Origin of the sequence: Pedobacter sandarakinus (assembly GCF_026240095.1) — a bacterium.
Classification (GTDB): Bacteria; Bacteroidota; Bacteroidia; order Sphingobacteriales; family Sphingobacteriaceae; genus Pedobacter; species Pedobacter sandarakinus.
In genome coordinates this window covers 857493-877560 of sequence record NZ_JAPIVG010000001.1, presented here as the reverse complement: position 1 = coordinate 877560, position 20068 = coordinate 857493, and the positions used below count along the sequence as shown (strand labels likewise).

The window sequence follows — 20068 nt, the reverse complement described above, 5'->3', positions numbered from 1 at the left end:
CTTAAGCAAAATGGAGCTGCCTTTTCCCGAGGGCGGCTTTTTTGTTTTAAAAATTAAGCGTGGCTTGCTAACACTTCCATCAGATAATCTAAAGTTTTCTGGCTAAAATTATGTTTCCCACTAAGCCAGTTTTCAATCTCTTCAGATTTAATATCTACCAGTTGGGCGAAAGTTCGTACTGGTATTTTCTTTTGATGTAAAGTGCTTTTGGCATTTGCTGCGGTATGCAAGTTAGTGGCAGTTAATTTTTCGATGGCCGGATTACCATTTTCTTCAATCCAGTTAGAAACCATATCGGCTTTATCAGTTATCATGCGAATGCTTAAAAAAATCTAAAAAATTAAACAGCTGCAAAGTTATTCATTTACCTCAGTTAGGTCAACCTGCTAAGGTGAATTTCTATAACCAAATAACATTTTGTGGCATTGTTATGTCTGGAAGTGTTTTAGAGAACACAATTTTACCCCAAAACCAAACATTTTCAAATCTCTGCGGTTTACATGCCGATAACTGACCAGATACAGCGCCCAACAATGCAATTTGTTTATGCTGGAATTTGCTTTATAAGCTTTAAACAATAGAACGGCTTGGAAACACATCACACGAACAAAGCGCCGGGTAAATCCATAGGACCTAAATTGTTGCTCATTCTAGCCTTGGCTTTGCTTTTGGGTGCAGAAGGCTATTTTGGGTATCGCCTCCACCAACTTTCCGATCAGCAGGAGCGAATTAAAGAAGATTATTCGAATATCAACAACATCACTTATGGGCTTTTTTCGGTTCAGCAGTGGAAAGACAACGTCTCGAAGATCGTTAATCACCAGGTGCGAAACCTTAAAATGACTAAAAAACAAAAAAAGGTTTTGCAGGGGGAGGTAGAACAGGTGCTACTTGCCTTAATTGATAAAGCTGAAGCGTTGGTAAACAAGCCTAAAAAAACCATCAGTGGGAAAATTCAAAAATTTGCCATCAAAAATTTTGTTAATTCTGATAGCATCAGGGCGCAAGTACCCGTTTTTGCAAGGCAGATTATTGCCGATGTTGATAATCCAAAAAACAAAAAACAATTGAGCAAAATGGCTATCGGTGAATTTAACCAGCTGGCTAACGAGGAGAAGAAAGACAGTGCTTTTGTAGCAAACAGTAAAATCGTAGCGGCTCTTTACGATAAGTATGAGGTTAAATCCACCGAAGAACTAAATAGAAAATTTCAGTCATCACTTGCTGATATTAAAACAAAAACTTATCGCTATTCTTTTGCAATGTTGGGTTGTGTAGCCATAGTGCTAACCTTCTGGTGGATGTTGCGCAAGCGCAGAGAAATGCATGTAACACTCTTCGTGATGTCGCTGTTATTTGCCTTCATTTTACTTGCGGTCGGTCTTACCGCTTCTATGATTGAGGTAGATGCCCGCATCCGTTCGTTGGATTTTGTACTGCTTGGCGAGCATGTCGTATTCAAAGACCAGGTGCTGTTTTTTCAAAGTAAAAGCATTTTGGATGTAGTAATGGTGCTCATCAGTCAGCCGGGGATTGATTCCATATTGGTGGGTGCACTCATCCTGGTGTTCAGTATTTTGTTTCCTATCGTGAAACTGAGTTCAACAGGCATACATTTGTTGGGTAAAAAGCGGTTAGCCGAAAATAAAATCATCAAGTATTTTGCTTTTCAATCGGGCAAATGGAGCATGGCTGATGTAATTGTGATTGCCATCTTGATGGCTTATATTGGGTTAAATGGATTGCTGGAAGGGCAGCTTCAAGCTTTAAACATCAAAAATGATGCATTAACCATCTTGACTACTAATAATACTGCATTACAGCCGGGCTATATTATATTCATCAGCTTTGTATTGTACGGACTTATTCTTTCTACCATCTTAAAGTTTATTACTCCACATGATACCCATTAACCTTGGCTTCATCGCTATTTAATTCCCATGGCAAGTAACCTTACACCTCATACATCATCCAAGCAGCGCAACTTCGCAGCCATAGCGCTGGTATTATGTCTTTCTGTTTTGCTTATTGGTGCCGCCTATTTTGGCCACCAATTTTATAAGTTATCTGTTGAACAGAAACAGATTAAAGAAGACTATAGCTTATCTAACAATGTTACTTTTGGTATTTTTTCGGTTGATAGATGGGGCGAGAAGATATCTGCAGTAGTCGATCGGAGGGTTAAGGGCTTTAACCTTACTGCCAAGCAAAAGGCAGAAATGAAGCAGCAAGTAGAAGCCGAACTGCACGGGTTGGTTAATAAAGCGGTATCGGAAATAACGAAACCGCAAAAGGGATTGGGTGGAAAGCTTAAAAAATTGGCTTTTAATACTTTTGTTGATGTAGATGAGCTCCACGCCCAGGTGCCATCGTTTGCCAAAACCATCGTAGTTAAAATTACAAGTCCTACAAGTTTGGCAAAAATAAAAGGCATTGCCACTACCAAAGTTAATGAGCTAGAAGAACAAACGTACGACCATACTGATACTACCATCACCACTGTAGAAAGCAATATATATAAGAAATACCAGGTCAAAAATGCAGCTGGGTTAGACGCAGTGGTAAAGACACGTTTAGCACAAATTAAACAAAACAGCTACCAGTCAGTTTTGATCATGCTCGGTTGCGTGGCAGTGGCATTACTGCTATGGCTGTTTATCAGGAAGAAAACCCATCTGCATACGCCGCTTTTCGTGATGTCGCTGCTATTTGCATCAGTGCTTTTACTTGTTGGCGTAAGTGCACCAATAATAGAGGTAGATGCACGCATCCAATCGCTTCATTTTGCTTTAATGGGCGATGAATTGGTATTCAATAATCAGGTGCTCTTTTTCCAAAGTAAAAGCATCTTGGGAATTATATTTACGCTAATTGAACAACCCAAGCTCGATGCGGTATTGGTAGGTATTTTACTCCTGCTTTTTGTTGTGATTCTCCCACTGTTGCGGATCATTGCCCGAGCCTTGCATGTTTCGTGCGCCCAGCTATTTGGCAGTCAAAAAGTTTTGCGTTTCCTGGCTTTTGACTTGGGCAAGTGGGACATGGCCGATGTAATGGTAGTTGGTATTGCCATGACTTATATTGGGCTAAATGGCATTTTAAAAAGCCAGCTTTCGGGCCTCAACATCAAGAATGAAACATTAGAAACGGTAACGGTTAACAATTCGGCCCTGCAACTCGGATTCTTTGTATTTTTGATTTACGTTGTATACGCAAAAATTCTTTCGTTTCTCTTGAGAAGGATGGATGAACGCAATGGTCCTTGCACTTAGTTAAGGCTTTCATCTAGCCTACATCCGAATGTAATCGTACTAGCGCATCATGTGTTTCATACTTAACACGTGCATGAGTTAAATCAATTTTGTAAACAGTATTGGATTGGTAGTCTTGATTAGTGATTTCATGGGGTTCTCCTTTAGCAGGCATATGCTTAGCGGCATAATGTAATGGATGATCACTTAAATACCCTGCTGCCTTGGTCCGCCCATGAGCTCCATGTAGTTTCACCAAGAATTGCGTTTTCCTAACTAATGCATGCTAATTAACTTCATGTAAATGTTGAGGTAATCACCTGACCGTAAAATGATTCCCACCACTTAATAGGATGAGTTTTGTCTTAATTTATAGGATCAATGGTGGTGGCTTGGCTCATCATAAAAGGCAAAGCCCGACAAATTAAATTATCGGGCCAGCTTATAATAAGGATTTCCTGAATTTACTTTGCCAATTGCACCAAAGATCCGGTATTGTTTCTTTCTGTCATTAAACCAACATTTGGCTGCGGCATTCTCACCAGGTAAAATGCAAATGAATTACTGGCATCTGGTTTTTTCGTAATTGATGCGATATCGTTAACTGTTGTTGTTAATATTTTAAGTGTTTGCAGATACCATTTATCGAGGTTTCTAATGGTGGCAACATCTGCGTTAGCATATAAATTTTCCTGGTTGGCTTTTTCAGCGTAGTCGTATTGCACTTGATCCAAAAAAGCAATTTTTTCTGAGATCTGCGCCAATACCGATTGTGAGAGGTTTAAACCAACAATTTCGATTACATTATTTTTTTCTACAACATACTCTAAACCATCGAAAATGATAACAGTTGGCTTTGTTCGCGATAATATGTGCTTCGCCTTAGGTAAATGAGCAGCTTTTAATGGATTGAAACTGTTCTTATTCTTGATGAAATCACGTTTTTCATTCACCATACTTTCAATAAGTGCATTACCATCAATTTTCTCCATTAACATTAACTTATCTTTTGCAGGTGTTACAACAGACGCAGTTTGTGCGACTGCATTAAAACAGATTAATGCCAGTGCAAAAGTGATGGATAAAAGCTTCGGAAAGTTAGAACTGCGTTTCATGTCTGGTAATTTGTTACAAATGTATGCAATTACTTTTCAATTCTAACTGATTTGTCTATTTAATATTACAGGTTTTCGGTCTTTTTTGCAATTTTGTTATTGACAAAAATCAAATATCTTTCATCAGTAGATGATTTATTTTAGCTCAAAGATCCTCCATTAGGATATAAAGCTCTGAAAAACAAATAATTAAATAGTTAAAATTCTTGCTTACGTTATTAAAATGTTTTTGGTTTTTAAAAATGTTATTTTTTGATTCCTCTTTAGTAGATTGATTGTAACAAAATGTGACTTTTAATATTCAGACTCTCGAGAAATGTCTGTGTATGCTTACAGTAATAAACTTAAACCGTATCTTATTCAATGGAGAAATCATTTACATGTATAAGCGAACCATTAGCAATTTTTGGATCATTGGCTATGGCATAGATTTGTTTGCCAACCGTTTCCGTGGTGGCCAATCCCCCTGTTTCTTTCAGCGCTAAAAACCGGTCAATAGTTTTGAAATCTTCTTTATTGCTCATTCTAATGTTGGCTTGCATTTGAGTGTCTACTACACCCGGATAGATTGCAATAATTTTTACACCGTTTACCTCATCTTCCTGTTCTGCTGCCACTGTGCGTGTCATCATATCTAATGCAGCTTTGGTAGCACAATAGACCGTCCAGCCAGTGTAGGGTTTGGTTGCCGCTCCGGATGATACATTAACAATTGTTTTCTGAGCATTCCACCCTTTGGTTTTTTGAATAAAAAGCCGGGTTAAAAGTAATGGCACAAGCGTGTTAAGAGTAACCGTTTTAGAGATACTTTCAGGTTCAATGTTTTCTAGGTGCGCAATCTGTCCTAACATCCCAGCATTATTAATTAAACTGATAAAAGCAACATCATGTTTATTCAAATTTTCGAAAATCAGCTCCATGGCGGCTTCTGCCTTTCCGTCTTCAGTAAGGTCGACAATTATTTGGTTAACCCCAGAAACCCCATTCGGCTCCGCATGCCTGGCCAGCGAATATATTTGATATCCATTTTTTAAATAAGCTGCAACCGCACCACTTCCAATGCCTTTACTGCCTCCTGTAATAATTAAAATCTTTTCCATTTGATATAATTTAAGCTAGTAGCAAAGCTAGATAAACGTTTATCATCTTATTCATCGTATTCTATTTTCACCCACAACAAATGATTTTGATAAGCTAATGACTTACAAATTCTTGCATGTGGAAACATAGAACTATATTTACCCCACCAACATTATGGGAATAATAAAGGGTTTGAGTAAGAAATTTATCAACGTTTTTTGCTGGAGTTTTTAATTTTTCCTTTAACAAATCAACCATTTATCGCATGAGTGATGATTTTTTAAATTACCTGTTAAACAAGCGAGCCAGCAACAGCACTATTCCATCTAATGATGTGATAGCGCTATGGGCAACTAAAATTGTTGATCTACTTTATCCGGAGCACAAAACGTTCGAACTTTCTGTACAACAGGATTTACTGAGTTACATCAACGATTTAAAAGCGGCGCTTTATACAATCTCTTCTGCTAGTTGCAATGAAGATATAAAGGATTATCGGTTGCTATCAGAACAGTTTTTTGATCATTTGCCAGAGTTATATCGCCTTTTAAATACCGATATCGAGGCCATATACAAGGGGGATCCGGCAGCTGTAAGTAAGTTTGAAGTTATACGAACTTACCCTGGATTTTACGCGATTTGCTTTTACCGCATTGCACATGCATTGCACCAGCTCGGCTTATCCCTAATTCCGCGAATCCTTACAGAACATGCACATACTAAAACGGGTATAGACATTCATCCCGGAGCGGTTATTGGCCCTTATTTTTATATCGATCATGGTACTGGTGTCGTAATAGGTGAAACTACTGTTATTGGCGAATATGTAAAAATCTATCAAGGCGTTACGCTTGGTGCGCTAAGTGTAAAGAAAGTTTTGGCGGGCAGTAAAAGGCATCCAACGGTAGAAAATGGGGTGGTTATATATTCTGGCGCTACCATTTTAGGCGGAGAAACCATTATTGGAAACGACAGTATAATTGGTGGTAATGTTTGGCTTACGGAAAGTGTGCCCCCGTTTTCGATGGTATACCATTCGCCAACCATCACGATTAGAAATATTAAACAGCAAAATTAAAACGAAATGGCAGGAATTATTGATTTAATTGGAAATACGCCAATGGCTCGGCTAAACAAACTAAGCCCAAACCCTAACGTAAAAATTTTCGCGAAACTAGAAGGGAATAATCCTGGGGGTAGTGTTAAAGATCGGGCATCATTAAATATGATCCGTAGTGCTATTGAACGTGGCGAAATTACACCAGGAACTAAATTAGTAGAAGCAACCAGCGGCAATACGGGCATTGCGCTGGCCATGATTGCTAAACTCTACGACCTGGATATCGAACTGGTTATGCCAGCAAATTCTACCCGAGAAAGAAAAGTGACAATGGAAGCTTTCGGCGCAAAAGTAACCCTGCTCGAAAGTATCGAAGTTTGCCGTGACTATGCTGAAGAAAAAGGAGTATCAGACGGGTATTTTTTACTAAACCAGTTTGCCAATAAAGATAATTATTTAGCACATTATAAGTCTACGGGGCCAGAGATTTGGAAAGATACTGAAGGAACATTAACCCATTTCGTGAGTTCCATGGGTACTACTGGTACCATTATGGGTTGCTCTAGGTTTTTCAAGGAAAAAAATGCGGCGGTTCAAATTGTGGGTTGTCAACCAACTGAGGGATCATCCATCCCGGGTATTCGCCGTTGGCCAAAAGAATATCTGCCCAAAATTTTTGAGCCTGAACGTGTAGATCGTGTAATGGATATTAGCCAGGATGAAGCAGTAGACATGGCCAGGCGATTGGCAAAGGAAGAAGGCATTTTCGCCGGAATGAGTTCAGGTGGCGCATGTGTAGCGGCATTAAGGTTAGCCAAAGAACTAGATTCAGGTGTTATCGTCTTTATTACCTGCGATAGGGGCGACCGCTATTTGAGTAGCGATTTATTTGGATAGCAACAATATAACAGCATAAAGCCTGTACAAACATTGTTATTGTACAGGCTTCATTGCGATATCATTTCACGAAGTTGAGCCCTCGCTCAGCTTTTTATATTGCAACAGCACCCATTGGCTGTAATATTGCCAGGTGATCAATCATCGACCAATAGGAAACAATTTTTTCTCCAACCAATTTTACAATGGCAATGTGCTCCCAGCTAAGTTTTTTCCCAGTGGCAGGGATGTTCATAAAAACATCGCCATGGGTGCCAGAAAGTTGAAGCTTTACCACCACTTGATCTCCTTCGCCAATAAGCTCAGTACAGTTGGCCTTTAAATCTGGAAAGGCAATCCTGTAAATTTCATTAATATCTCTGATTCCATCTGAACCACTTCTTTGGCCTAAAAATGGGTTAACAATTTCTACCCCACTATCTACAAATTTGTCAACTGCAGCTAAATTATCCTGATTCAATAATTCATCAAAAAACACTTTACAAATCGCCTTATTCATTTCCACTTTGGTATCCATACTAATTACTTTCTTTAAACTTTTACTATTACAACAAGCTATGCCTCGTGTTGTTTATTAAAAGTTTAACGTGGTAAAATCCAGGTGTAAAGAAATTTAGATCCAAAGGCAGAACAATGACTAACTTTTATCAGGTGCTAAATTTTCGCTAAAAACATTCAACTTCCCAAAACCGCTGCCAAATTTCTCCCGTCGCTAGTCGGTTAATACCTTCTTTTTTCGACAATTCGCCATCATGATTTACACTGTCGGCAACGCCACACCACGGCTCCAGGCATACAAATGGCGCATCCATTGCAGACCAGATTCCGAAAAATGGAAAATCCTCGAAATGGAAATGCAATCCATAATCATTTTTCGTATTTAGCAAACTCAGGCAATTGCTTTGCAGGGTTTTAAATACCAGGGCATCTTTATAAAACAAATCATGTTCAAGTTTGAGTTTGTGTCCATTCAAATCGATGCTTTCCGTTTCCTCTGAAACCAAACCATTGTCTAGTTTCCAGTAGGTTAATTTTTCATCAACATTGAAAGCAATGAAATAGTCTTCGAAACTCGTTTCAGCTGAATTTGGAACAGCAAAGGCAGGATGTGCGCCTAGAGAGAAAAGCATTTCATCAGCGCCGATATTGGTTACCTGATAGGTTAAATTCAGTTTTCGGTCGATTAGTTGGTAACTGAGTTTAAGCTCGAAAGGAAAAGGATAGGTTTCCATTGTTTCTTCCGTTTGGGTAAGCGTGAAGACAGCTTCCTGTTCGCTTATTTTCTCCATCTGAAATACATGGTCGCGGGCGAAGCCATGTCGTGGCATTTGATAAGTTTTCCCATTATGTGTGTAGCTATCGTTTTTTAGCGAACCAACAATCGGAAATAAAACAGGGCTATGTTTTCCCCAGAAATTAGCATCAGCGTTCCACAGGTATTCTAACCCAGATTCTTTACTGTATAAGCGTTGAAGTTCGGCGCCTTTTGATGACAGCGTTACGTTTAGATAGGTGTTTTCAAGAGTTATCATGCGGCGTTAAAAGTAACAAATATGGCGATTTTAAAGCGCATCTTTTTTGTTAAATTTTGCCACATGTACATCTAGAACCTAACCATTCTCCTCCCAAATACAGGCAATGTTGATAATGGTTTGCACCGCCTTTTCCATGTCTTGTACACTTACCCACTCTTGTTTGCTATGGAAAGCATGTTCGCCAGCAAAAATATTAGGACATGGTAAGCCCATAAATGATAAACGAGATCCATCTGTACCGCCACGAATGCTTTGTTTTTTTGCCACTAGGCCTGCTCTCTCAATAGCCGCTACCCCATACGATAAAATCTCAGGATGCTGATCAAGAATTTGTTTCATGTTGCGGTATTGTGGCTCGATCGCTAATTGGTAGGTGGAGTTTTGGTATTTCTGTAATATATTTTCGGCTGTTGTTCTCAGCAACTCCCCATGTGCAGCAAGCTTTTCATTGTCAAAATCTCTTATAATGAAGCTGGCTTCAGCTTGTTCAACCTGTCCACTTATGCGCACCGGGTGGATAAAACCTTCTTTATGGGCTGTTGTCTCTGGTGTTAAGTTTTCCTTTGGCAAGGCATCTATAATTTCTGCAAGAATTTTAATAGCACTTTCCATTTTCCCTTTGGCAAAACCAGGATGTGTGCCTACGCCATTTATTGTCAATATTGCACCGTTGGCAGAGAAAGTTTCATCTTCGATAGACCCTAGTGTTTCCCCATCCACAGTATATCCAAAATCTGCGCCCAACTTCTCCAGATCTACTTTATCTACTCCACGACCGATTTCCTCATCAGGGGTAAAAAGGATCTTGATTTTGCCATGCTTAACCTCAGGATTACGCATGAAATAATTTGCCGCTTCCATAATTTCGGCCACTCCAGCTTTGTTATCTGCACCCAATAAAGTAGTGCCACTTGCGGTGATAATATCGTTACCAATTTGGTGTTTTAAGTCTTTGTGATCAGACAATTTTAGCACGATATTGTTATCTTCAGGTAAAATAATGTCCTCACCTTGATATTTGTCATGAATAATCGGCTTAACATTTTCGCCACTACAATCTGGCGAAGTATCCATGTGTGAGCAGAAGAAAATGACTGGTATTTGTTTGTGCGTATTTGCAGGAATGGTGCCGTAAACGTAACCGTTAATGTCCATTTCTGCATCAGAAACGCCCATTTCAATCAATTCTTCTACGAGTAATTTTCCGAGATTTTTTTGTTTTAACGTAGAAGGACATGTATCGGAACTGGGGTCAGATTGGGTATCAATCTGCGCATATTTTATAAATCTCAAGGCAAGAGAATTTTCAAAACTATTGTAGGTATCCATATTTCAAAGGTAAAAGTTATAGATATTGGATAAACATATTATTTTTGTAAAAAAAACGACATGATTTTTAACGTCTTGAAGACTATACTTATAACTGTTTTATTCTCGTTTTTCGTTTCCCCTATTTTTGCCCAGTCCAATTATTTTAAATGGTCAGTTGGTTTAAGTGCGGGGCCAAACTTCTCTAAAACTGATGTTGTAAACGGTAATTGGGGTTATACAGTACAAGGCGAAATTAATCATCATTTTACACCTTTTGTTACCGCCGGGCTTGAGGCTCATTATGGTATGGTGCAAGGTGGTGATATTGTTACAGATCCGCACAATAGACAATTCATTAATAAATACACGGGTATAAATGCCAACTTTAAGGTAATGCTTGGCGAACTTATTAATTATGATCGAAGCTCATTTTTAGATAACATAAAAGGTTTGTATGCCGGTATCGGCTTGGGAGCCGTTAAAAATAACATTACCGATATTGTTCGATACAAACCCTCCTGGGCTGCGTATGATCCTGGATATGGTCCGTTTCCCGGAGAAGATAAAAGTGTAAACCTTTGGATCCCTTTTAACTTAGGTTTAAATTATTATTTATACGATGGATATGGTTACCTCCGTTATGTAATTAATTTTAATGCGCAAAGTAACTTTACATTTGGCGAAGGCTTGGATGGTTATAATGACTCTCCAACCAAGTTTAGAAATTACGGTCCCGATACCTTTAATGCGTACACCATAGGTTTCAAATACTTCTTCGGCACTATTAGATCTTACCGCAAGTCTCTTTAGTTTAATCAGCCCTATTTTTTGCCATGAGATATTTTTTTGCCTTGTGTTTTATCTTATTTATATCTAATTCAGAGGCACAGCAAACACCTTACGAACTAAGCGGCAAGAAAGAAACGGCAACTTACAATCAAGCCATTGCTTACTACCAGCAGTTGGCCAGTAAAAATCCGCAGGCTAAACTAATTACTTACGGAAACACCGACTTTGGCAAACCATTGCACCTGCTGGTATTATCAGCCGATAAAATCTTCGATCCAGTAAACATAAAAAAGAGCAGAAAGACGGTTCTGTTGATTAACAATGGCATCCACCCTGGAGAGCCCGAAGGTATTGATGCTTCGATGATGCTTGCAAGAGATTTACTCCGCTCCAATAAACTCCCTAAAGACGTTGTAATATGTATTATCCCGATTTATAATATTGATGGAAGCTTCAACAGAGCTTCTACATCAAGAGCTAACCAAAATGGACCGCTTAGTTACGGTTTTCGGGGAAATGCCAGAAATTTGGATTTAAATCGGGACTTTATCAAAACAGACTCCAAAAACTCAGCTTCCTTCCAGGAGCTATTTAATACCTGGCAGCCAGAGATTTTCGTAGATACACATACCAGCAATGGTGCTGATTACCAATATGTGATGACACTTATCCCAACACAGAAAGATAAGTTAAATGGCGTTTTGTCAAATTATTTAACAAAAACACTGGTGCCGGATTTATATGCGGAAATGGCCAAGAAAGGCTATACATTAATCCCTTATGTAAATTCTATCGGGGAAACTCCAGAAACTGGAATTACAGGATTTATAGAATCGCCAAGATATTCTACCGGATATGCGGCTTTGCACAATACCATTGGTTTCATGCCAGAAACGCACATGCTAAAATCTTTCGATTTACGGGTTGATGCTACCTACCAGTTGCTAAAAAAATATGTGGAGATTGTAGACCGCGATGCACAAATCATCTTACAGAATAAGCAAAACGCAGATGATGCGGTAAGGAAACAAAAGGAATTTCCACTTACATGGCAATTGAATAAAGCCAAGTCGAATGATTTAGCTTTCAATGGTTTTGAGGCGGGCGAGAAACCAAGTGTGGTTAGTGGTGCAAACAGGTTGTTCTATGATCGGACCAAACCATACACAAAAACCATCAAAGAGTTTAACGATTATGAGCCCAACGTTTCGGTAACCAAGCCCATTGCCTATATTATTCCAAAGGCCTGGGATAAAGTAATTTCGCTATTGCGGATAAACCATGTTAAGTTATATCAATTAAAAGCCGATACCAAAATTGCTGTAGACAATTATTACATTGAAGATTTTAAAACCGGAGCTAGACCTTATGAAGGACATTATTTACACAGTGGCGTTAAGGTAAAAACACAGCAACAGAACCTACAATTTTATACCGGTGATTTTGTGGTTTACGTAAACCAGCCAAACAACCGATATGTTGTGGAAACGTTGGAACCGCAAGCGACAGATTCTTATTTTAACTGGAATTTCTTCGATTCGATACTAGATATGAAGGAACATTATTCGGCCTATGTTTTCGAAGATACTGCCGAAGGCTTGCTTAAGAATAGCCCTCAATTAAGGAATAAGTTAGCCGAGAAGAAAGCTACAGATACTGCATTTGCGAAAAATTCTGCTGCTCAGCTTGACTTTGTGTATAAAAATTCTGATTATTACGAGAAAACACACAATCGATACCCAATTGCCAGATTGGTAAACGATACAAAACTCGATTTAAAATAATTACATGGAATATCTAAATGTGGCTCCGGTAGCCTCCATAATTTTTGTTTTCACCTTAGTTACTAGCTTGTATGCCTTCTATGACAACAGCTTGTTCGGAAAATTTATGCTCCATCCTTACAGTGTTTCCAAAGGGCATAAGGTTTTCACATTACTTACAAGTGGCTTAATTCATGCCGATTGGATGCACCTGTTCTTTAACATGTTCACGTTTTATGCTTTTGCATTTACACTAGAGCAGTATATGGGCAGCTGGCAGTTTGGCTTAATGTATTTTTTAGGATTAATTCTAAGCGATTTACCTACGGTTTTTAAACATAAGGATGATTTTCATTATAATAGCTTAGGTGCTTCCGGAGCGATTAGCGCCGTCCTTTTTAGTTACATTTTGTATAATCCACTTTCAAAGATTTACATTATGTTTATCCCGATAGGCATACCCGCTGTGGTTTTCGGGGTGCTTTATCTAATTTACTGCATGTATGCTTCCAGAAATTCCAGAGATAACATTAACCACGATGCCCACTTTTTTGGTGCCCTAACCGGATTAATCTTTACGGTTATTTTTGTTCCGGGAATTATACAACATTTTATTTCCGCCCTAACTGGCGGTAGGTAAACATGGCCGATCAAAGAAGCTCATGGGGTTATTCGGGTCTTTAATAATTTCGAACTGAACATATCCCCAGGGTTTCCAGAAATTTTCGAGTACCTGAGCATAAATTTTATGCTGCCAAACATCAAACAATGGCTTGCTCATGTTGCCCCTTAGTGGCATAGCTTCGATATAAGTAGTGCCTTCTACAGCCATAAACGTATATTCCGGCAAACGGTTAAACAGGTACGCCGAGTAATAAAAACGAGCGGTCAACTCCTCAAATTGTTGCGCAGTGAGTGCCTTATTTTTAATCTCATTAATAATTTCCTGATGAAAACGCTTGTTCGTGCCATTGTCTTGCAAGCAGGCGATAATGCCAAAATTCTTAAACTTTAAGGAAAAAGTAAGGGTATTGATCTCATCGCGAAAGCTAAAAGGGGTTTCCTCATTTTCGAGCTTTACAATGGTGATGGAAAATGGTGTGAAATCTTCAAATTCAATGCCTGTGTAAATGTTTTGCATCATGAAATTTAAATTAGCGAATTTCATCATCAAAGATTGAGACATATTCAACCCATCGGCAGTCATTTCTTTCCGCAATGCAGCATTCATTTCGATGTAGATAAATCCATACAAAAACTTGCCTATCCAGTTAAATAACGCTATTTCCGGCAAGGCGGTAACAGCATCGTAACCTAAGGCAAACGCCTGCTGCATCTTTTCTTCCAATGGCTGTAGAAACTGTTCGTTCAACTCTGCATTCACGGGAATTGCTAGAGCATTGTAGGCCCTAATGCTTTCATCTAGAAACTGGATTTGCTCTTCGCCATTTAAACCTGCTTGCTGCAACAGCCATTCTGGAATTAATGGAACCTGAATTACCGGTGAATTAAAAGTGTTGCCGCTTAAAAAGCATTTCTTGTAAATAAAATCGAAGTTTTGGAAAGGATTGTATAGACCAGTGTTCATCGTCGCAATATTAGCCATTATATTTTTAGCGATTATAGACGACGAATTATTTTAACGTTGAAATTATACAATCGGCAAATGATAAAATCATACTTCAGAAAGATTGTTGCAATCCGAAGTATGATTCTGGTTAATAGGTGTTGTAAAAATAGCTGATGTCATCAGCCAATTGGTTATAGATCGGCCTTGTAAACTCTAAAAATAAAGCATTTGGTGGCGGTGGCATAACCTCTCTCTTTTTTGTCATTAACAGTTGGTTTTTATCTAGTGCCCGGTCATCGCCTTTATAACTGGCCCAGGCATCTCTCCAAACATAAGTTCCAGGGAATTTTTTCTGCCGAACAATGCTTTTGTGTTGCCAATCTGTAATGGTCATGTCTAGCAAACCCGAAGATAAGATATTCTTTTCAAAGATGCTCAGAGTAGCTTTTACAGTTCCATAAATGGGTTTGCGCTCACGGGTTTCGCCAATAATTACACTATCGCGTTTTAGCTTTTCCACGCGTTCTTTAACATAAGTCTGGCCAACAATAAAGTCATCAAAATTTAGGCTTAAAACCTGGTCTGGTACAATTTTTTGTTTTTCAGCCTGTGCTTCTGAATAGAAAATTACAAACTTATTTCTGGCATAGCTGCTAATAAACTGATCGATCTGTTGTTGAAAATAATCGGCACTTAATTTATAAGGACCTCGGTTAACCAAAATAGGTTGCACCACTACGCGAATAACTGCTGCCCAATAAGCATCATCCATTTTCGCTTTTACATCCTTATAGTTTGGTTGTAAACTTTGGCTTTTTTCAAATTCATAGTAAGCTTTTTTGGCCGCAATGCGATTATTTTCTGAAAGATAATCAATACCCGAAGCATATCTGGCTGCTGCCGCATTTAACTTGCTCTCGGCAATCGCTTGGTTATACCGAGCAGGATTTGGTACTTCTACCATACAAGCCGGGCAGCTGCTAATCTCATCAGCCAATAGATTAATTTTCTGATAGTTGTATAAAATAGATTCCCATCGAAATAGGTCGTTGCTTATTTTAGCCTCTTCAATTCTCCGTAAATGATCTTTCAGCGCTAAGTCGTAAGCGGTTTTTAATACTTGCATGGCCTCGGCATTTTTCGGCGAATTTTGAAGCCTCGTTACCGATTTAATTACCGATGAATAATAATCCCCTTTTTGCAAGGCATTTTTTCCTGTGGTACATCCTCCTAAAATTATTAAGGATAAATAAATAAAATACCGTAATCTTGAAATGTTTTTCATGGCAGGAACAGTTTGCGTTAATAAACAATTTACTTTTGTAAGGAAATAGTTTCTCCCTATTTAATAAGAAGACGATCTAAAATGAAAATAAGTTGCAAGCCTTTTGAGTTAGCATTAAAACATCCTTTCTCGATATCGAAATTTACCCGAACCAGTACGCCATTAATGCTTGTACGAATAGAATATCAAGGTATTTTTGGGTATGGTGAAGCTTCAATGGTACCTTATATGGGCGAGAGCTACGAAACCGCCAATGCATTTTTGAGCAAGGTAGATTTAACCCGTTTTCAGCATCCGTTTAATTTTAGCGAAATCATTGCCTATTTAGATAGCCTGGCACCCGGCCAGCCTGCCATTAAAGCAGCCATTGATATTGCCTTGAACGACATTAACGGAAAACTTTTGGAGAAACCTTGTTTCGAAATTTATGGTGCAAATCCAGATAAAATGCCGGTTACTTCTTATACTATTGGTATTGATACCGCCGAGGTAATTCGCGAGAAGTTAAAAGATGCAGCAGATTTTAAAGTAGTGAAAGTTAAGCTAGGGCGAGATAATGATAAAGAGATTATTGAAACCATACGGAGCATTACAGATGTGCCATTATATGTAGACGCGAACCAGGGCTGGACCGACCGAATTAAGGCCATAGATTTAATTTATTGGTTGCACAGCCAGGGTGTTGTTTTAATAGAACAACCAATGGATAGAAATGACTTAGAAGGAAATGCCTGGCTAACGGCCCGCAGTCCCATTCCTTTACTAGCCGATGAAGCTGTACAGCGCCTGGCAGATATGGACAAACTCAAGGGTGCCTATCATGGTATCAATATTAAACTTATGAAAAGCTGTGGCATGTACGAAGGGCATGAAATGATCAAGAAAGCACGATCTTTTGGCATGAAAGTTCTAATTGGCTGCATGAGCGAAACCAGTTGTGCCACTCTAGCGGCAGCGGCGTTGGCGCCACTTTGCGACTGGGCAGATTTAGATGGCCCATTTCTAACGGTTAATAACCCCTTTGATGCACCAGTTTTTAAACATGGAAAATATATACTTAATGAATTGCCCGGCTTAGGCTTAACAGGAATTAGTCCCGATCTTTTTCTTTAAAAGATTTTCTAATGTCTTTGGTAAGTTGATATTTAAAATAAAATAAACAGCACGTTACACCAACTAGAAAACCTGCAGGCAGGTATTTACTGTTATTATAGCACCATACCAAGCCAAGTACCGAAAGGATAATGGCAAGATTGTAGAAAATATTTAGTGCAAATTTTTTACCCATTATGGATGAAATGATGAAATTTGAATGGTTGAAAGCAATTTTTCCTAATCGCCAATCAACACATTCAAAATTTGATTATATTTTTAGTAAACAGGCATATTTGGATCAAAAGCTTCTTGCCAGGCCAAAATACCACCTTTTAGATTGTAAAGGTTTTCGTAACCATATTGCGCCTCTAACTGCATTACAGCTGCTGCACTCCTTTTGCCACTACGACATTGGATAATTACAGGTTTATCTTCCGCAACTTTATCAGCCTCAATTAAAATGCCCCCTAGCGGGATATTTTCACCATCGAGGTTAGAAACTTCATATTCAAATGTTTCACGAACATCAATTAATTGAAAATCTTCTTTGTTGTCAATTTTCTCTTTTAGTTCTTGTACCGATATCTCTTTCATGTTTTAACTGTGTTTATGCAAATATACGAAAATCGGGTTGAGTAGCTACAAGAAAATAGCCACGCATATTTTCTCCAAAATCTGTAACATATCAATACCTGAGGCGTTTAAATATAAAGTTTCGAAATGGATAAAATCAACCGTTTTTTTTGGTTTTGCTCTGGCGCTCACCTCCCCACTCTGGAAAAGTACCCTACAGAACAAAATAAATATACAGGTATTGGTGCTACAATCTTCTTTACCGGCCTCTTTGCTGCCTTGTCTGGGGGCTATGCCATGTACTTTGTTTTTAAGGGCGATGACTTCGCGTTAATATTTGCCTTGGTTTTCGGCTTCTTATGGGGTGCCGCCATTTTTAATATGGACAGGTACATTGTGGCCAGCATCAATAAAAGTGCAAGTACCAATAAACAATTGCTACAAGCTACCCCACGAATTTTCTTAGCGATAATGATCGGGTTGGTAATTTCCAGACCTATTGAATTAAAAATTTTTGATAAGGAGATTAAAGAGCGCCTAAAAGTAAGTTACCTAAATGGTCAGCGTGCAAAGATAGATACGCTTAATAAAGCATTCGAAAAGAAATACCAGGTAGAGTTTGGGCGCTTAAACCAACAGAAAGCAACCAGAGATTCGTTAGAAAAAGGAATCAAAGCCGATCGGCAAAAGCTAAACTTCGAAATTTTTGGCAATAAAACCACCGAAACCTCTGGGGTAATGGGATACGGGCCCTACGCGAAACGCAAAGAAGCAGAAATTAAGCAACGTACAGCTGAGCTCGATTCATTAAAAGCAAATATTAATAAAGCAGAGGGGTTTGTAGATAAGCGGAAAGAATTCGATGGCCTCTTTACAGAGAAGCTTTTTACTAAAACTCAGTTAGATAGTTTGGCCAATATAGCAGGTTTTGCAGACCGTAACTGGGCTTTGGGCCAGCTGAAATTTAACGTAGATGGAACAAAAGATAATAATACTGCAATTGCTGTAACCTTTATCGGTTTGTTATTTATCTTTTTCGAGTGTTTACCTGTTTTTGTAAAATTGATGAGCGCCAGAGGACCTTATGATTATGCTACTGCAGACATTGATGAGGTGTCCATCCATCGTTCTAGAAAGGATAAGGATTTCCATATTGAGGTAGCCGATGAGGTACATAGCACCAGGGTGGCTACAGAGGTTTCTAAACAGAAAGAAATTATAAAAGGTAAGGCATACAAAGAATTAGAACGCTATGATTGGGATGCTGAACAATAAGCCTTATCGCTACTTTGCTAAACGGATAACGTTTTTAACACTTTGCGATCTGTTTGCACAAACTAAATATTAAGGTTTAAATTGCACGAATAATTAGTTAAACTCGCACTGAAATTTAAATTAAAAAAAAACACCCCTTCAAAATGAAAAAAATATTGCTCTTTACCATTGCAGGTATGGCCTGTTTGCAAGTAAGCGCTCAAAATATTGATAAAATTATTACACGGGCTTATACCGATCACCTCATTAAAACCCTTAGTGGAGATGAAATGCAGGGAAGAGCTACATTTTCTCCGGGTATAGATAAAGCCGCCACTTTTATAGAGTCTGAATTTAAAAAAATTGGTTTGCGTCCACTCTCAGGAGAGCAGAGTTTCCGCCAAACATTTTACAAATACCAGGTTGCCTCTGTTAATCGGGCAATAAAAATTGATGGACAGGAGATCGGAATAGATCGTTTACTTATCTCTGGGATAAATGCCGAAAGCATCAAGCTCGACCAATCAAATACAAGTGTTCTAAAAATGGACCCCGAACAGCCGTTTGTAAACCAATTTAGAGCTGCCATGGCTTCGGGTAAAAACCAGGTTGTATTGGTTGATGCAAAATTTACAGATCTTTTTAAACGTTATAAAGGTTTTTTTGATAAACCTGCTACGTTAGACGAAAAAGACATGGACGCTGCAAAATCTGCGGTACAGGTTTTTGTTTTAGGCGCTGAAAAGGCTGATGAATTTACGGTAGATTTAAAAGCAAAGGTTTCCAAGATGCCCCTATTCAACGTAGCTGGCATGATTCCGGGAAAATCTAAAGCCAAAGAATTGGTGGTTTTTTCTGGTCATTACGATCACTTAGGTATTACTAAAACAGTAGATGGTGACAGTATTGCCAATGGCGCAGATGACGATGCCTCTGGAACTACTGCCATGATTGCACTGGCTAAATATTATAAAGCGCAAAAAAATAATGAACGAACGTTAATTTTCGTGGCCTTTACGGCAGAAGAAGTGGGTGGTTTTGGTGCCAAGTACTTTTCCAGTAAGCTAAACCCAGATGAAGTGGTAGCCATGTTTAACATCGAAATGATTGGCAAGGATTCTAAATTTGGCAAAAACACTGCATTTATTACTGGTTACGATAAATCTGACTTCGGAAAAATCCTGCAGAAAAATTTAACTGGTACCGAATTTACCTTCCACCCAGATCCGTACATTAAAGAAAATTTGTTTTACCGCAGTGATAATGCCACGCTTGCAGCACTAGGCGTTCCTGCACATACCATCAGTACCGATCAAATTGATGTAGACAAATTTTATCACACCGTGAAAGATGAGTACAGTACTTTAGATGTAGAAAATATCTTATCAACCATAAAGGCAATTGCTAAGAGTGCCACATCTATTGTTAATGGTACCGATACGCCAACAAGAATACCAAAATTAAAATAGGGAATTATTCCTTGATACCAA

Annotated in this window: 20 protein-coding genes; 10 read left to right on the top strand and 10 right to left on the bottom strand. The window is 38.7% G+C overall.

Features of this window, described 5'->3' with window-relative positions:
* Positions 1-53 precede the first annotated feature (53 nt).
* Positions 54-314 (bottom strand): hypothetical protein, encoded by a 261-nt coding sequence (locus OQ268_RS03745; protein ID WP_265854755.1) that lies wholly within the window; start codon positions 312-314, stop codon positions 54-56.
* 273 nt (positions 315-587) lie between these two features.
* Here OQ268_RS03745 and OQ268_RS03740 point away from each other — a divergent pair, with 273 nt between their 5' ends.
* Together OQ268_RS03740 and OQ268_RS03735 are read left to right on the top strand one after the other, a co-directional pair.
* Positions 588-1913, top strand: a complete 1326-nt coding sequence (locus OQ268_RS03740) for a paraquat-inducible protein A (RefSeq protein ID WP_265854754.1) — start codon at positions 588-590, stop codon at positions 1911-1913.
* A 27-nt stretch (positions 1914-1940) separates the two neighbouring features.
* Positions 1941-3272, top strand: coding sequence for a paraquat-inducible protein A (locus tag OQ268_RS03735; RefSeq protein ID WP_265854753.1), 1332 nt, complete (start codon positions 1941-1943; stop codon positions 3270-3272).
* 443 nt (positions 3273-3715) lie between these two features.
* Here OQ268_RS03735 and OQ268_RS03730 read toward each other — a convergent pair whose 3' ends face one another.
* The gene (locus OQ268_RS03730; RefSeq protein ID WP_265854752.1) at positions 3716-4366 is read right to left on the bottom strand and encodes a hypothetical protein; all 651 of its coding nucleotides are present in this window, start codon (positions 4364-4366) and stop codon (positions 3716-3718) included.
* 356 nt (positions 4367-4722) lie between these two features.
* Positions 4723-5466, bottom strand: a complete 744-nt coding sequence (locus tag OQ268_RS03725) for an SDR family NAD(P)-dependent oxidoreductase (protein WP_265854751.1) — start codon at positions 5464-5466, stop codon at positions 4723-4725.
* 245 nt (positions 5467-5711) lie between these two features.
* Here OQ268_RS03725 and OQ268_RS03720 point away from each other — a divergent pair, with 245 nt between their 5' ends.
* Positions 5712-6524: a serine O-acetyltransferase gene (locus OQ268_RS03720; RefSeq protein WP_265854750.1), complete on the top strand. Its 813-nt coding sequence runs from the start codon at positions 5712-5714 to the stop codon at positions 6522-6524.
* 6 nt (positions 6525-6530) lie between these two features.
* Entirely contained in the window at positions 6531-7403 is an 873-nt protein-coding gene (gene cysM, locus OQ268_RS03715; protein WP_265854749.1) for a cysteine synthase CysM, read from the top strand.
* A gap of 94 nt (positions 7404-7497) precedes the next feature.
* Here the strand turns inward: cysM and OQ268_RS03710 are convergent, their stop codons facing one another.
* From OQ268_RS03710 to pepT, 3 genes are all read right to left on the bottom strand, one after another.
* A complete protein-coding gene (locus OQ268_RS03710; protein ID WP_265854748.1) occupies positions 7498-7920 on the bottom strand; it encodes an ester cyclase in 423 nt (140 codons plus the stop codon).
* Positions 7921-8068: 148 nt separating this feature from the next.
* Positions 8069-8935, bottom strand: coding sequence for an aldose 1-epimerase family protein (locus tag OQ268_RS03705; RefSeq protein ID WP_265854747.1), 867 nt, complete (start codon positions 8933-8935; stop codon positions 8069-8071).
* A gap of 78 nt (positions 8936-9013) precedes the next feature.
* The gene (gene pepT, locus OQ268_RS03700; protein ID WP_265854746.1) at positions 9014-10267 is read right to left on the bottom strand and encodes a peptidase T; all 1254 of its coding nucleotides are present in this window, start codon (positions 10265-10267) and stop codon (positions 9014-9016) included.
* Positions 10268-10327: 60 nt separating this feature from the next.
* Here pepT and OQ268_RS03695 point away from each other — a divergent pair, with 60 nt between their 5' ends.
* The 3 genes from OQ268_RS03695 to OQ268_RS03685 are packed head-to-tail and all read left to right on the top strand — an operon-like array spanning position 10328 to position 13441.
* A complete protein-coding gene (locus tag OQ268_RS03695) occupies positions 10328-11059 on the top strand; it encodes a hypothetical protein (protein ID WP_265854745.1) in 732 nt (243 codons plus the stop codon).
* A 23-nt stretch (positions 11060-11082) separates the two neighbouring features.
* On the top strand, positions 11083-12822 hold the full coding sequence (locus OQ268_RS03690; protein WP_265854744.1) for a M14 family metallopeptidase: 1740 nt from the start codon (positions 11083-11085) through the stop codon (positions 12820-12822).
* 4 nt (positions 12823-12826) lie between these two features.
* A complete protein-coding gene (locus tag OQ268_RS03685) occupies positions 12827-13441 on the top strand; it encodes a rhomboid family intramembrane serine protease (protein WP_265854743.1) in 615 nt (204 codons plus the stop codon).
* Here the strand turns inward: OQ268_RS03685 and OQ268_RS03680 are convergent.
* Together OQ268_RS03680 and OQ268_RS03675 are read right to left on the bottom strand one after the other, a co-directional pair.
* The gene (locus tag OQ268_RS03680; protein ID WP_265854742.1) at positions 13424-14389 is read right to left on the bottom strand and encodes a hypothetical protein; all 966 of its coding nucleotides are present in this window, start codon (positions 14387-14389) and stop codon (positions 13424-13426) included. The genes OQ268_RS03685 and OQ268_RS03680 overlap by 18 nt on opposite strands.
* Positions 14390-14519: 130 nt before the next feature.
* The gene (locus OQ268_RS03675; protein ID WP_265854741.1) at positions 14520-15656 is read right to left on the bottom strand and encodes a hypothetical protein; all 1137 of its coding nucleotides are present in this window, start codon (positions 15654-15656) and stop codon (positions 14520-14522) included.
* An 81-nt stretch (positions 15657-15737) separates the two neighbouring features.
* Here OQ268_RS03675 and OQ268_RS03670 point away from each other — a divergent pair, with 81 nt between their 5' ends.
* Positions 15738-16769, top strand: a complete 1032-nt coding sequence (locus OQ268_RS03670) for a dipeptide epimerase (protein ID WP_265854740.1) — start codon at positions 15738-15740, stop codon at positions 16767-16769.
* On the opposite strand, the gene OQ268_RS17865 is transcribed toward OQ268_RS03670, so the two are convergent.
* Positions 16747-16944, bottom strand: coding sequence for a DUF6358 family protein (locus OQ268_RS17865; RefSeq protein WP_265854739.1), 198 nt, complete (start codon positions 16942-16944; stop codon positions 16747-16749). The genes OQ268_RS03670 and OQ268_RS17865 overlap by 23 nt on opposite strands.
* 83 nt (positions 16945-17027) lie before the next feature.
* Positions 17028-17345 (bottom strand): rhodanese-like domain-containing protein, encoded by a 318-nt coding sequence (locus tag OQ268_RS03660; RefSeq protein ID WP_265854738.1) that lies wholly within the window; start codon positions 17343-17345, stop codon positions 17028-17030.
* A 126-nt stretch (positions 17346-17471) separates the two neighbouring features.
* Here OQ268_RS03660 and OQ268_RS03655 point away from each other — a divergent pair, with 126 nt between their 5' ends.
* Both OQ268_RS03655 and OQ268_RS03650 read left to right on the top strand, forming a co-directional pair.
* Positions 17472-18599, top strand: coding sequence for a DUF4407 domain-containing protein (locus OQ268_RS03655; protein WP_265854737.1), 1128 nt, complete (start codon positions 17472-17474; stop codon positions 18597-18599).
* A 143-nt stretch (positions 18600-18742) separates the two neighbouring features.
* Entirely contained in the window at positions 18743-20047 is a 1305-nt protein-coding gene (locus OQ268_RS03650; RefSeq protein WP_265854736.1) for a M20/M25/M40 family metallo-hydrolase, read from the top strand.
* Positions 20048-20068: the final 21 nt, after the last annotated feature.